Origin of the sequence: Devosia sp. A16 (assembly GCF_001402915.1) — a bacterium.
In the GTDB taxonomy this organism is placed as follows: Bacteria; Pseudomonadota; Alphaproteobacteria; order Rhizobiales; family Devosiaceae; genus Devosia_A.
The window spans coordinates 1,874,256-1,887,862 of record NZ_CP012945.1 but is presented as its reverse complement, the minus strand read 5'-3'; the positions used below and the strand labels follow the sequence as shown (position 1 = coordinate 1,887,862).

15 protein-coding genes are annotated in these 13,607 nt (G+C 66.6%); all 15 read right to left on the bottom strand.

Annotated features, from left to right (window positions below; all coding sequences use genetic code 11):
* Positions 1–12: 12 nt before the first annotated feature.
* Positions 13–537, bottom strand: coding sequence for an RNA pyrophosphohydrolase (locus APS40_RS09195; RefSeq protein WP_055046762.1), 525 nt, complete (start codon positions 535–537; stop codon positions 13–15).
* On the bottom strand, positions 537–1,682 hold the full coding sequence (locus tag APS40_RS09190) for a divergent polysaccharide deacetylase family protein (protein WP_197279469.1): 1,146 nt from the start codon (positions 1,680–1,682) through the stop codon (positions 537–539). Before APS40_RS09190 ends, APS40_RS09195 begins: the two co-directional genes overlap by 1 nt.
* 163 nt (positions 1,683–1,845) lie before the next feature.
* Positions 1,846–3,207: a S41 family peptidase gene (locus APS40_RS09185; RefSeq protein WP_055046760.1), complete on the bottom strand. Its 1,362-nt coding sequence runs from the start codon at positions 3,205–3,207 to the stop codon at positions 1,846–1,848.
* Positions 3,208–3,213: 6 nt separating this feature from the next.
* Positions 3,214–4,695: a murein hydrolase activator EnvC family protein gene (locus tag APS40_RS09180; protein WP_055046759.1), complete on the bottom strand. Its 1,482-nt coding sequence runs from the start codon at positions 4,693–4,695 to the stop codon at positions 3,214–3,216.
* Positions 4,696–4,967: 272 nt separating this feature from the next.
* Complete coding sequence (gene rlmH, locus APS40_RS09175) at positions 4,968–5,447, bottom strand: 23S rRNA (pseudouridine(1915)-N(3))-methyltransferase RlmH (RefSeq protein WP_055046758.1); 480 nt, start codon at positions 5,445–5,447, stop codon at positions 4,968–4,970.
* Positions 5,448–5,520: 73 nt separating this feature from the next.
* On the bottom strand, positions 5,521–5,907 hold the full coding sequence (rsfS, locus tag APS40_RS09170; protein WP_082434292.1) for a ribosome silencing factor: 387 nt from the start codon (positions 5,905–5,907) through the stop codon (positions 5,521–5,523).
* Positions 5,908–6,089: 182 nt separating this feature from the next.
* The gene (locus APS40_RS09165; protein WP_055046756.1) at positions 6,090–6,713 is read right to left on the bottom strand and encodes a nicotinate-nucleotide adenylyltransferase; all 624 of its coding nucleotides are present in this window, start codon (positions 6,711–6,713) and stop codon (positions 6,090–6,092) included.
* 151 nt (positions 6,714–6,864) lie between these two features.
* Complete coding sequence (locus APS40_RS09160) at positions 6,865–8,148, bottom strand: glutamate-5-semialdehyde dehydrogenase (RefSeq protein WP_055046755.1); 1,284 nt, start codon at positions 8,146–8,148, stop codon at positions 6,865–6,867.
* Positions 8,148–9,284 carry a glutamate 5-kinase gene (gene proB, locus APS40_RS09155; protein WP_055046754.1) on the bottom strand — a complete coding sequence of 379 codons (1,137 nt, stop codon included), beginning with the start codon at positions 9,282–9,284 and terminating at the stop codon, positions 8,148–8,150. Before proB ends, APS40_RS09160 begins: the two co-directional genes overlap by 1 nt.
* Positions 9,285–9,435: 151 nt before the next feature.
* Positions 9,436–10,479 (bottom strand): GTPase ObgE, encoded by a 1,044-nt coding sequence (obgE, locus tag APS40_RS09150; protein WP_055046753.1) that lies wholly within the window; start codon positions 10,477–10,479, stop codon positions 9,436–9,438.
* The gene (locus APS40_RS09145) at positions 10,476–11,033 is read right to left on the bottom strand and encodes a GNAT family N-acetyltransferase (RefSeq protein WP_055046752.1); all 558 of its coding nucleotides are present in this window, start codon (positions 11,031–11,033) and stop codon (positions 10,476–10,478) included. Before APS40_RS09145 ends, obgE begins: the two co-directional genes overlap by 4 nt.
* Positions 11,034–11,202: 169 nt before the next feature.
* Positions 11,203–11,841, bottom strand: coding sequence for a GNAT family N-acetyltransferase (locus APS40_RS09140; RefSeq protein ID WP_055046751.1), 639 nt, complete (start codon positions 11,839–11,841; stop codon positions 11,203–11,205).
* Complete coding sequence (locus APS40_RS09135; RefSeq protein ID WP_055046750.1) at positions 11,841–12,566, bottom strand: Type 1 glutamine amidotransferase-like domain-containing protein; 726 nt, start codon at positions 12,564–12,566, stop codon at positions 11,841–11,843. The genes APS40_RS09140 and APS40_RS09135 overlap by 1 nt, the downstream gene beginning before the upstream one ends.
* A 138-nt stretch (positions 12,567–12,704) precedes the next feature.
* The gene (gene rpmA, locus APS40_RS09130; protein WP_055046749.1) at positions 12,705–12,974 is read right to left on the bottom strand and encodes a 50S ribosomal protein L27; all 270 of its coding nucleotides are present in this window, start codon (positions 12,972–12,974) and stop codon (positions 12,705–12,707) included.
* 12 nt (positions 12,975–12,986) lie between these two features.
* Positions 12,987–13,607 carry a 50S ribosomal protein L21 gene (rplU, locus tag APS40_RS09125; protein WP_082434291.1) on the bottom strand — a complete coding sequence of 207 codons (621 nt, stop codon included), beginning with the start codon at positions 13,605–13,607 and terminating at the stop codon, positions 12,987–12,989.

The window sequence follows — 13,607 nt, the reverse complement described above, 5'->3', positions numbered from 1 at the left end:
GGCTAAAGAACGCTATCCCCGCACGCCAGCCGGCACGTGCTTGAACGCCTCGACCACCTGCAGATAGGCGTCGCGCTTGAACGGGACGATGAGGTCTGGAAGAGTTTCGAGCCTTTCCCAGCGCCACTTGTCGAACTCGGCCGGGTGGGCGCCGCCGCCGGGGGACTCGACGTTGATCTCGGCTTCGTCGCCGGTGAAGCGGAACGCGAACCAGCGCTGGCGCTGGCCGCGATACTTGCCGCGGAGCGCGATGCCCAGGGCCTCGTCGGGCAGGTCGTAGTAGATCCACTCCGGCGCCTCGGTAATGAGGTCGGCTGTCCTGATGGAGGTTTCTTCGAACAGCTCGCGCCAGGCCGCGTCGATCGGGGTTTCGCCCTTGTCGATGCCGCCCTGCGGCATCTGCCAAGGGGAATCGTTGACCGTGGTGTGCTCGGGATTGCCCTCGGGCTTGCGCCGGCCGACGAACACCAGGCCTTCGGCGTTGAACACCGCGATGCCGACGCAATCACGGTAGGGCATCTCTTCGCGCCGTGGCATCAGCTGTCATCTCCCATCAGGGCGCTGGCCGGCACCAGTTCGATGCCGCGTTCGCCAAGGCTCTTGGCCCACTCGGTAACCGCTTCGACCGAGACCGGCAAGGCCGAGACGATGCCGATGGCGTACCCCTTGTCGCGGGCCTCCGCCTCGAGATCGGCCAGCGCGGCGAGGATGGGGCCGCGCGCCGGGTTAGCATCGATCACGGCGTTGACCCGACCGAACGGCACGCGGTTGGCGCGCGCCAGTTGCGGAGCAAGCGAGCGGTTGGACGACCCATCGTCGAGATAACCCAGACCGCGGGCTCCGAGTTCCTCCATCATCGGGCCGAAATCGGCGCCGGAGGCCGTGAAGCGGGCGCCCATGTTGTTGATCAGCCCGACATAGCCCGAAAAGCTGCTCATCACCTTGAACAGCTTCGAAAGGTTGTCGCGTGGCGCCTGGCCGGTGAGCAGCGTATCGGGCCCCGGATCGTTCTCGGGGTAGTCGAACGGCTCCAGCGGCACTTCGAGAAACAGCTCGTGTCCTTCGGCCCGGGCGGCCCCGACGGTACGCTCCAGGGTCTTGCCATACGGGGCGAAGGCCAGCGTCGCCTCCTCCGGCAGTTTGCCGATAGCGTCGAGCGTGCCTTCGGTGTTGAGGCCGAGGCCCGAGACGATGATGGCGACCAGAGGCTTGCCGCCGGAGGTGGCGGGCGTGTCCGAGGGACGCGAGTAGACATCGAATGGGCGAATGCCGGTGCCCGAGATGCGCGGGATGGCGCCGAACTCGGTCTGCTCGAGCAGTTGGGGATCGAGCGCCGTGGGGTCGATGATCGGGGCAGTGGAGGCCTCGGCCGTGGCCGCGGCCTGTGCGACGGGGAACATTTCGGGGTCGGCGGTGATGGTCGCGCCGCCCGGCGTCGATACGGCCCCGGCCACGCTGTTGGAGGGGTTGGCGCCGGCAATGTCGACGGTGGAACTGGGGCGGCCGCCCTCGGGATCGCTGACCAGCATGACGCGGGCGCCGACGCCGATGGCGATCAGCGCGAGCAGGCCGAGGGCGATACGGGTGACGGGAACATGGCGAGCCTTGCCGGCGGCCCTGAGCTGGGCTGTCCGGGCCAGCCTGGCCTTGCGGCGAACGAGGGGCGCGCTGAGCTCCGTCATCGGGTCTGCCTTCATCCCAAGGCTTTGACTGCGGCGCGTCGAGAGGTCCGACATCGCCCGGTCGGAATCAAACGGGGCGGCGAATCGCCACCCCGCATCGGCTCTATTTCTCGCCGGCAAAGGGTAACGAAGCGTTAACCCTGTTGCCGCAGGTCGCTGTGGATCAGCCGGCCGCCTTGGGCGGATAGGCGGCGTTGGTCTCGACGCCGTCGATCAGCTTGATGGCGTATTGCAGCTGGTTGTCCTTGTCCTTCTCGGCCGGGACATAGACCGACGAGCCGACCGTGGCCTTTTCCTCGGTGCCGCCGCCGATTTCGCCGGGAAGGGCGGCTTCACCGATGATCTCGTCGCGGCCTTTGAACTCCTCGGGGACATCCTGGGTGATGACGATGTCGGGCTGGATGCCGGAGGCCTGGATCGAACGGTTGTTCGGGGTGTAGTAGCGCGCCGTGGTGAGGCGCATGGCGCCATCGGCGCCGAGCGGGATGATCGACTGCACCGAGCCCTTGCCGAACGAGCGAGTGCCCACCAGCGTCGCGCGCTTGTGATCCTGCAGCGCGCCGGCGACGATTTCGGCCGCCGAGGCCGAGCCGCCGTTGATCAGCACCACCATCGGCACGTCGGCGAGCTTGGCGTCCAGCGCGTCCGGCTTGGCGTCATAGCGCGAGCTCTCGCTGTCGACGCGGCCGCGGGTCAGCACCACGGCGCCCTGCTTGAGGAAGGCGTCGGAGACGAGCACGGCCTGGTCCACCAGCCCGCCCGGGTTGTTGCGCAGGTCGAGCACGATGCCCTTGGGCGCCTTGCCGTCGCCGGCCTTGTAGATGTCGTCGATGGCTTTCTGGATGCCCACGAAGGCCTGCTCGGAGAAGCGGGCGAGGCGAATGACGCCGACATCGCCTTCCATGCTCATGCGGGCGGCGCGGGTGGCGATGATGTCACGGGTGAGTTCGAACTTCAGCGGCTCGGTGACGCCTTCGCGCACCACGGTGACGGTGATCTTGGTGCCCACCTGGCCGCGCATCTTCTCGACCGCCTGATCGAGGGTCAGGCCCTGTACCTGGGTGCCGTCGAGCTCGACGATGAAATCGTTGGCGAGGATGCCGGCCTTGGCCGCCGGCGTGTCGTCGATGGGCGAGACGACCTTGATCACCCCGTCTTCCATCTGCACTTCGATGCCCAGCCCGCCGAACTGGCCCGAGGTATCTTCCTGCACGTCGGAATACTCGACCGGCTCCATATAGCCCGAATGCGGGTCGAGCGAGGTCAGCATGCCCTGCAGGGCCGCATGGATGAGCTTGCGCTCGTCGGGGGCCTCGACATACTCGGCGCGGATGCGGTCGAACACTTCGCCGAACAGATCGAGATCGGAGTAGACCTCGTCGGGGGTGCGCGGCCCGCTGGCCGGCGCCGCGGCATCGGCGGCTGCCGGCGGTGTCTGGTCCTGCGCGATCAGCGGAGCACAGGCGAGGCCGAGTGCGAACACGGCGGCCATCGAGGCAACTATGCGGAGGGGCGTCAGGCGCATCAAATTCTATCCACTCTGGGTTGGAACCGAAGCCGTGGACCACCACCCGGTGGGGTCGACGGGCTCATTGTTCTTTCGCATTTCAATATAGAGGGTCGGTCGGGAGACACCAGCACTGGTCGCAACGGTACGGCCAATTGTCTGTGATCCCATGGTGCCGACGGGTTCTCCCATCATCACGAACTGGCCGATCTGCACATCGACCTTGGCGAGTCCCGCCAACAGGATGGTGTAATCCTGTCCGGCATTGAGGATGACGATTTGGCCATAATTGAGGTAGTCGCCCTGGAACATCACCCAGCCATCGGCGGGTGAGACGACCTGGGCATCGGCGCGGGTGACCACCGAAAGGCCGCGCGAGATGCCGCCGAAACCGTCGCCGGCACCGTAGTCGATCACCGTCACGCCGCTCGAGGGCATGGTGAGGAAGCCTTTGGCCTGGGCGAAGGGCACGGCCGGTTCGGTGCGGTTGGTGTTGGCGAGGGCAATACGGACGGTGTCCTTGTCGAGCGTCGGGGTGCTGCCGCCGGCATTGGCCGTGGCGGTGGCCTCGGCCGCGGTCGCCACGGCGGCGGCGCGCTTCTGCAGGTCGTCGATCAGCTGCTTCAGCGAGGTGGCCTTGTCGGCCAGCGCCTGAGCCTCCGCCTCCTCTGCAGCCAGCGCCGTGGTGGCGCGGTTCTCGTTTTCCTTGCGCGCCGCGATCAGCGAGGCGATGCGCAACTGCTCTTCCTCGAGGATCTGAAGGTTGGCTTCGAGCTTGCCCTGCTGCTCGAGCGCATCGGCCTTGATCTTGCCGAGCTCGGTCAGGTCGGCCATCACGGTATCGGCCTTTTTCTGCAGCTCGGGCATGATGGCCGAGAGCAGGATGGCGGAGCGGGCCGAGCCGAGTGCGTCGGACGGGTTGACGATCAGTGCCGGCGGCGGGTTGCGGGAAATGCGCTCCAGCGCCGCGAGAACGTTGGAAATGTTCTCGTCCGCGCCATCGAGCCGGCCGCGCACTTCCAGTTCCTCGACGATCAGTTCGCCCAGCTTGTCCTCGAGAGCGGCGATTTCGGTTTCGGCGCGCTTCACCCGCTCGGCGGCGGCGATGAGCGCCGCATTCTGCTTGGTGCGATCGCCCTGCATGTCGGCGATCTCTTTCTTGAGCGCGTCGGAGCGCTCCTTGGATACGGTGATCGAGGCCTCGATCTCATCGAGCGCCTTCTGCTGCGCCGCCATCTCGGGATCGGCCGGCGAGACAGCGGCCGGCGTGGTCGGCGCCGTTGCATCGACGGCCGGGCGGAGGTCGAGATCGGTTGCGGCGGGGGTCGCTCCCGGTGCGGTTGCGGGTGCCGGGATTGCAGGGGTGATGTCGGAGGGGGCGGCGCTGGGCGCCGCATCCGCCGGCGTCTCCGGCGTTGCCTGCTGCGCCAGCGCGGCGGTGGCAAGCGCCAGCGCCAGGGTGGCGCCCGCCGCGATTGCACGTCTCGACCAGCCCGTTGCCGGCATCAAACTTCCCGGTTCACCCGAATCATGATCTCGCGACCATAGCGCACAGCCCGATAGTCCGGGGGTTTGTCTTTTGGATGGCGGATAACGCGGGTGTGGTGCCTGGGGCTACCCCCACCCTTGATCCCTCACCACAAGGGGGAGGGAGATCCGACTGCAGGCCCTCGGTTCTTGCGTCTCCTTCCCCTTGATGGGGAGGGTAGCGAAGCTGGCCGCCTCGGCGGCCTAGTGGAGCTGGGTGGGGTGGAGCAGCAATCGCGAAGCAGCCCCCTTTACTCCCGATGATAAGGATGCCCCGAAAGGATCGTCGTGGCCCGATAGAGCTGCTCGGCCAGCATGATGCGGACCAGCTGGTGCGGCCAGGTGAGCGGAGAAAAGCTGAGGGTCAGATCGGCCTCGCGCACGAAACTCGGGTCGAGCCCGTCGGCGCCGCCGATGATGAAACTGATCGCCGGGCGGCCGTCGTCGCGCCAGCGGGCGAGCTGGGTGGCGAACTGGGCGGACGGCATGGTCTTGCCGTGCTCGTCGAGCGCGATGCGGATGCCTTCGGGGAGGGCAGAGCGAAGCGTACTCGCTTCGTCGGCCTTGCGCGTTTCGGTAGTGGCGGCACGAGACTCGGCAAATTCGAGCACATCGAAGCCCGTCAGCGCCAGCGGCTTGCCCGCCGCCTTGGCGCGATCGAGATAGCGCGCCACCAGCTCACGCTCGGGACCCTGCTTCATCCGGCCGATGGCAGCGATGGCGATGCGCAAGGCGAACGTGCCGCCTAAGCGTGATCAGGAAAAGTTGCAGACTTTTCCGGTTCGATCACGCGACACAACAAGGCTAGCGGCCGTCGGCAGCGAAATCGGCCGCCCACATCTTTTCGATGTTGTAGAACTCGCGCACTTCGGGCCGGAAGATGTGAACGATGACGTCACCGGCATCGACCAGCACCCAATCGGCGTGCGGCAGTCCTTCGATCCGCGGCTTGCCGAAGCCATGCTCGCGCAGCGATTTCACCAGTTGGTCGGCGACGGCGCTGACGTGACGGTTCGACCGGCCGGAGGTCACCACCATATGGTCGGTGAGCGACGACTTGCCGGTGATGTCGATGGCAACGGTCTGTTCAGCCTTGGCATCGTCAAGGCTCTGCAGCACCAGATCGATCATGTGGGGTTCCGGCGCTTCTGCAACCGGGGCGGTTTCGGTCTTTTTCCGGGGCGATGCCATCAAATGGCCTCAGCCCATGCTACACGAGCACGGTTCATGCGTGTTTCAGCTGTCCTTGGTTGTTGGGTCGAAAGGCTAGCGAAAGCGTAGCTATCAATCCTGTCCCATCCTGAGTGGCGAAATAACCACTACTCCCTCAATATGACGCTTCGTCTGGCGTTCTGCAAGGCGGGGGTCGCCAATCATTCTGCCGAAGCTTTGCGGCGGGCCCGGATGGCGCTCGAAGACTGCGGCGAGGTGATGCCGTGCAGATACACCCAGGCGGGTGGCTCGCTGCCCGCCAGCGCCTCGGCGGCCTCCTCGGGCAGGCGGTGCTTCTTCAGCGCAATGGCCGCCTTGCTTACTGTTGCGCGAAAGGTCGAGCCGGGGCGGGCGTAGACGGCGATCGGCAGCAGCGCGGCGATATCCTGCCAGCGCTCCCAACGGTCGAACTGGCTGAGATTGTCGGCGCCCATGATCCAGACGAAGCGGGTATCGGGGCAGGCGGCGACCAGCCACTCGAGCGTATCGACGGTATAGTGGAAGCGGTGCGCCGCCTCGACCCCGGTGGCGTAGATACGGGGATTGGCGGTGAGTTCACGCGCGGCGCGGACGCGGGTTTCGAGCGGCGCCAGCTCGGCATGATCCTTCAGCGGATTGCCGGGCGAGACCAGCAGCCAGACCGCATCGAGGTTCAACCGCTTGAGGCACTGCTCGGCAACGAGGCGATGGCCCTCGTGGATCGGGTTGAAGCTGCCGCCGAACAGGCCAATGCGCAGGCCCGAGCCGAACGGCGGGAGCGCGGTGATGTCGGGGGGGAGGGTCATTTGAGCGTGCCGACTGATAGAGACGGCCCCCTCCCATCCTCCCCCATGAAGGGGGAGGTGCCGCATCGAGTGTCTGGCACTGTCGGGCCACAGCCTCGACTCTTCACCTCACCCTTCATGGGGGAGGCCGGGAGGGGGCCGTCTCTCTCGGTCACGGCCGCGTCTGCCCCGTGCCTTCGACCAGATATTTGAAGCTCGTCAGCTGCTCGACCCCCACCGGCCCACGGGCGTGGAACTTGCCGGTGGCGATGCCGATTTCGCCGCCGAAGCCGAACTCGCCGCCATCGGCGAACTGGGTGGAGGCGTTGTGCAGCAGGATGGCGCTGTCGATCTCGTTGAACCAGCGGGCGACGGAGCCGGCGTCTTCGGTGATGATCGCTTCGGTGTGGTGTGAGGAGTACTTGCCGATATGGGCGATGGCCTCGCCGACATCGGCCACCACCTTCACCGAGATGATGGCGTCCTCGTATTCGGTGTGCCAGTCCTGCTCCGTCGCCGCGATCGCCTGGGGGATCAGCGACATCACCGTGGCGTCGCCGCGGATCTCGCACCCCTTCGCAATGAGCGCGGCGATGACCGGCTTGAGGTGGGTCGCGACCATGTCGCGGTGCAGCAGCAGCGTTTCGGTGGCGCCGCAGATGCCGGTGCGGCGCATCTTGGCGTTGAGGGTAACGTCGACCGCCATCTGCAGCTCGGCGGACTTGTCGATATAGGTGTGGCAGATGCCCTCGAGATGAGCGAAGACCGGGACCCGCGCTTCCGCCTGGACCCGGGCGACCAGCGTCTTGCCGCCGCGCGGCACGATCACGTCGATGGCGCCGCCGAGCCCGGCCAGCATTTCGCCGACCGCGGCGCGATCGGTAGTGGGGACGATCTGGATGGCATCGGCCGGCAGGCCCGCCGCCGTGAGGCCCGCGACGAGGCAGGCGTGGATGGCGCGCGACGAGTTCACGCTGTCCGAACCGCCGCGCAGGATCACCGCGTTGCCGGCCTTCAGCGTCAGCGCGCCGGCATCGGCGGTGACGTTGGGGCGGCTCTCGAAGATCACGCCGATGACGCCCAGCGGGGTCGACACCCGCCGGATGGTCATGCCGTTGGGGCGGGTCCATTCGGCCAGCACGCGCCCCACCGGGTCGGGCAGCTCGGCAATGGTGCGCAGCCCCTCGATCATGGCGTCGATGCGCTTGTCGTTAAGCTGCAGCCGGTCGAGGAAAGCCTTCGAGATTCCCTTGCCTTCGGCCGCGCGCATGTCGAGGGCGTTGGCCGAGAGGATGTCGTCGCGCCGATCGTCGATGGCGTCGGCGGCCGCAAGCAGCGCCTGCACCTTGCTTTGCGGGCTGGCGAAGGCCAGCACGCCGGCAGCGGCGCGGGCGCGCTGGCCGATTTCCAGCATGACGGCGGCGAGATCGCTGGCAATGGCCTCGACAGCACTCATCAGACTTTGGCCTCCAGGCCCATCAGCACCACCATGTTGTCACGGTGGATGAGTTCGGATCGCGTGCCGATGCCGAGCAGTTCGGCTACGACGCTCGAGTTCTTGCCTTTGACCAGATCGGCCTGCTCACGCCCGAGGCCGGCGAGGCCGCGGGCGATCTCCCGTCCGTCGGGGCCGAGGATCGCGACGGCATCGCCGCGGCCGAATTCGCCGGTGACGCGGGTGACACCGATCGGAAGGAGGCTCTTGCCATCGAGCAGGGCGCGGGCCGCACCGGCATCGACATGGATGGCGCCGAGCAGCTCGAGGTGTCCCATGATCCAGCGTTTGCGCGCCTGCGCCCGGCTTTCAGCGGGGGCGAACAGGGTGTGGCGCACCCCTTCGGTGAGGCCGCGCAGCGGATGGTTCTCGGTGCCCTTGGCGATGATCATCGCGGTGCCGGCCTGCGTCGCGATCTTGCCGGCCTCGACCTTGGTGGTCATGCCGCCGCGGCTCAGGTGGCTGGCGGCGCCACCGGCCATGGCGTCGATCTCGGGCGTGATGGCGGCAACGAAGGGCAAATGCTCGGCGTTCGGATCCCTGCTCGGCGGCGCGGTGTATAGCCCGTCGACATCGGACAGCAGGATCAGGCAATCCGCTTCGATCATGGTGGCGACGCGCGCCGAGAGGCGATCATTGTCGCCATAGCGGATTTCGGCGGTGGCCACCGAGTCGTTCTCGTTGATGATGGGGATGGCGCCGAGGCCCAGCAGGGTCGAGATGGTGGTGCGCGCGTTGAGGAAGTACCGCCGCTCCTCGGTGATATTGGGGGTGAGCAGGATCTGCCCGGTGACGATCTGGTGCTCGGCGAGCGCCGCGGCCCAGGCCTGGCTGAGGGCGATTTGCCCGGCGCTGGCGGCAGCCTGGCTCTGCTCGAGCGGCAGGCTGCGCGCATCGAGGTTCAGCAACCGCCGGCCGAGCGCGATGGCGCCCGAGGAGACGATCACCAGCGACACGCCCTGGGCTTTAAGCGCCGCAAGGTCGGCAGCGAGCGAGGCGAGCCATTCGGCGCGGAGCCTGCCGGTCTTGCCGTCGACCAGCAGCGCCGAGCCGATCTTGATGGTGAGACGCCGGTAGGGCGCGAGCGCGTTGGTCATGATGCGCCATCCGTCGTGGGGCGCCCCTCACCCCGGCCCTCTCCCCAGAGGGGCGAGGGGGCGTTGGGGCGCGATCTCGCCATATCCCCTCTCCCCTCCGGGGAGAGGGTTAGGGTGAAAGGTAGCCAAGCGCTGTGAAGTGCGAGGTTCATCACGGCACCCAGGTGGGCTCGGCTTTGCGGCGTTCGAGTTCCTCGCGCTCGGCCTTGTCGGCATCCATCTGCGCGATGATGCGGTAGAGCACCTTGTCGACGCCTTCGCCGGTGACGCCCGAGCAGGTAAAGACCTCGGCCTTGCTGGCGCGTTTCAGCACCTTGACCTTGTCCTTCACCGCGTCAGGATCGATGGCGTCCGTCTTGTTGAGGACGACGATCTCCGGCTTTTCCGCCAGCTCTTCGGCATAGGCGGCAAGCTCGCCACGGATGGTCTTGTAGGCGGTCTTGACGTCTTCCTGGGTGCCGTCGATCAGGTGCACGAGAATGGCGCAGCGCTCGACATGACCGAGGAAGCGGTCGCCCAGCCCCTGGCCTTCATGCGCCCCTTCGATCAGGCCGGGAATATCGGCCAGCACCAGGTCGCGCTCGCCGATGGTAACGACGCCCAGATTGGGGTGAAGCGTGGTGAAGGGGTAGTCGGCGATCTTCGGCTTGGCGGCGGAAACCGCGGCGAGGAAGGTCGACTTGCCGGCATTGGGCAGGCCGACGAGGCCGGCATCGGCAATCAGCTTCAGCCGCAGCCAGATCCATTTCTCGGTGCCGAGCTGGCCCGGATTGGCGCGCCGCGGCGCCTGGTTGGCGCTGGTCTTGAAATGGGCGTTGCCGAAGCCGCCATTGCCGCCCTCGAGCAGGGTCAGTTCCTGGCCGACCTCGGTGAAGTCGGCGATCAGCGTCTCGCCGTCTTCCTCGAACACCTGGGTGCCGACCGGCACCTTGAGGATCACGTCGCCGCCCTTGGCGCCATGCCGGTCCTTACCCATGCCATGGGTGCCGGTCTCGGCCTTGAAGTGCTGCTGGTAGCGGTAGTCGATCAGCGTGTTGAGGCCATCGACGCAGCGGATGATGACGTCGCCGCCGCGTCCGCCATTGCCGCCATTGGGGCCGCCGAACTCGACGAATTTCTCGCGCAGGAACGACACCGCGCCGGCACCGCCATTGCCGGAGCGCACGAAGACCTTGGCTTGGTCGAGGAATTTCATCTCAAACTCTCTTGGGTGGCCTGTCGGTGGGCCAGCCAGGCGGCGCGTGTCAGTTGGGTGTCGATATGGCGCACCTCCTCGCCGCGCGCAAGGCAAAGGCGCGATGAGGTGCCGATCTCGACGAATCCGACCTTCTTCTGGATGGCGAGCGAGGCCTTGTTGAAATGAAACACTCCCGAGGCGAGCGAGGGCGCCGCGGTGGTCTCGAAATACCAGTCGAGGCTGGCGCGCACCGCTTCGCTCATCAGGCCGCGGTTCCAGAACGGCTGCGCCAGCCAGTAGCCGATTACCGTGCCCTCGATGTCGCGATGATAGCCGACATTGCCGATCACCCCCTCGCCGTCGAGATCGATCATGAAGCCCGTCTCGCCGGCCGGAGTGTCCGGCCGCCAGGTCCTGAGCCACGCCTTGGCGTCGGCGAGCCGATAGGGGTAGGGCACGCGGCTGAGATTTCCCGCCACGGCGAAGTTGTCGAGGTAGCGCGCGATGCGCGAGGCGTCGTCGAGCACCGGCTGGCGCAGCGTGAGGCGCGGGGTGCGGAGCGTTACGTCCATGAGCGTGTACCAAACTCAACGAAGAACCGGTGCGGGCTGACCCCCACCCTTGATCCCTCCCCCTGAAGGAGGGGGAGGGAGGCGATTGCCGCGGCGGTTGTGCGAGGGTCTCCCTCCCCAATAGGGGGAGGGGACAGGGGTGGGGGTCCCCACGCTCCGGCGGTTACGGTCAGCTCCATTTCGGCTGCTCCAGCTCGAGATAGATGGTCGGTCTGTCCCGGCCGGCAGGATCAGGGCCTTCACCGACGCGGACGAAGCCGGCCTTCTGCATCACATTGAGCGAGCCGGTATTGCTAGCGAGGGCTCGCCCTTTGATGCGCGGGAACAGGTGCGTGGCAAAGGCGGCTTCGATCAGCCCCTTCACCGCCTCGCTCATGATGCCACGACCCCAATGGGGTTCGCCCAGCCAATAGCCGAGTTCGGGCGGTTGACCCGCGTGGAAGGTTAAGCCGACCACACCGATGAACTGATCGTCGAGGGTGATGGCATACGGTCGTTCGTCGGCGCGCTGGGCGATGATCTCGACGAAGCCGATACCGTCGGCACGGGTATAGGGGTGCGGCAGACGCGACAGTTTTTCGGCGATCGCCTTATTGTCGGCGAGCCTGACCAGGTCGGGCACATCGCCCCGGATGGGGGCGCGCAGCACCAGCCGTGGGGTCTCGATCCGGTGCGGCAGCGCATCGCGCTGGCGACGGGCCGCCAGTTTCGCAGCCGCCTCGGCCAGCGCCTTGGTCTGGGCGGCAGGTCCCATCAGCTGGGTCCGCCGCCGCGGCACATAGTCGTCGTCGTCCTCGAGCGTGGTCATCAGGCAATCCTCCGTGTCGGGTCCACCGACGCCATCCGGTTCTCGGTCCACACGATCACTTCGCCGTCGCACAACGCTCGATAGCGCAGCCCACGGCTGCACAGGTGCCGGACGGCGCGCTCGGCCGCGGCGCTTTCCGGGTTCGGCGAGCGGTAGTGCGGCACGATCGCGTGGTCGATCAGCCCGAGGCCATCCCAGATGGTCTCGCGGTCGTAGCCGGCGGGCGCCTCATCGGGGTCGTCCATCAGGTGAATGCCTTCGAGGCTGGGCGCCGCCACCACGGCGCCGGCCGAGAAACCGCCATAGACGATCTCGTCATTGTCGAGCATGTCGACGATCACGTCATCGAATCCCGACTGCTTCATGGCGCGGCGCAAAACGAAGGCGTTGCCGCCGGTGACCCAGACGAGGTCGAACTGGCTCAGCCGGGCGCGCAGCCCGTGGGGATCGCCAAAATACTGGCGGAGGTCGAGCGGGGTGGCCGCGATACCCAGCGCGCCCAGTTCGGCCGCCGGATCATAGGCCTCGCTGCGGTAGAGATCGCGAGCGCCGGGGGAGATGTTGTCGAGTGCGTTCTCGATGACCGCGGCATGCCGGCCGTTGGTGTTCGAGTGGTCGCGCGGTCGAACCGGAAAAGTCTGCAACTTTTCCTGACCGCCGCTCAGGAGCGCGAGGAGTGAACCGGCGCGGTCGCCGATCCGATAGGAGCTCAGATACAGTCTCATTTTCAGCCGCCCTCACGACGAAAAAGACAAAAGGGGAACCGGATTCCCGGCTCCCCTTTACTTTTCGTCGCGCGGTCGACTGCCTAGTCGCCTTGCCGGGGAGCTGGTCTCCGGCAGGGTTTGCTAGGCCGCACCGGGTTATTCTGCTGCTTCTGCTGCCGGGAGTACCGACACGTAGACTTTGGAGTTGGCGCGGGTTTTGAACGCCACGGTGCCGGGAATAAGGGCGTAAATGGTATGGTCGATGCCCATACCGACGCCGGTGCCCGGATGCCACTTGGTGCCGCGTTGGCGGATGATGATGTTGCCGCCGATCACAGCTTCGCCGCCGAACTTCTTGACGCCGAGGCGTCGGCCAGCCGTATCGCGACCATTGCGGGAGGAACCGCCTGCCTTCTTATGTGCCATCGGTAACTCTCCTTATTCCTTGTCAGCCTTGGGAGCGGCCTTCTTGGCCGCAGGCTTCTTTTCAGCAGCGGGCTTGTCAGCCTTGGGCGCGGCTTCCTTCTTGGGAGCAGCAGCCTTTTTGGCCGGCGCCTGGGTCTCGGCAGCCTCGGCAGCCGGAGCCGCCTTGGTCGTCGCCTTCTTGGCCGGGGCCTTCTTGGCGACGGGCTTGGCCGCGGCCTTCGGGGCTTCGGTCACGCTGGCCGAAGCCGCAGCGGCGGCAGCGCGCTTTTCGGCGCGGGCCTTGGCGATCTCGTCGACCTTGGTGGTCGGCTTCTTGCCGCCGGTCAGGATCTCGGTGATGCGCACGGTCGACAGGCGCTGACGATGGCCATTGCGGCGATCGTAGTGCTGGCGGCGCTCCTTCTTCAGGATGATGATGGTGCGCTCTTTCTCGGTGGCGATGAACTGGCCTGCGACCAGAGCACCTTCCACGAGAGGCGCGCCAACGGTGACCGCGTCGCCTTCGCCAACCATCAGGACCTGGTCGAAGGTGACCACGTCGCCCGGCTGAGCGTCGATCTTTTCGATCTTCACCACATCATTGGCGGCAACCTTGTACTGCTTGCCGCCGGTCTTGATCACTGCAAACGTCAT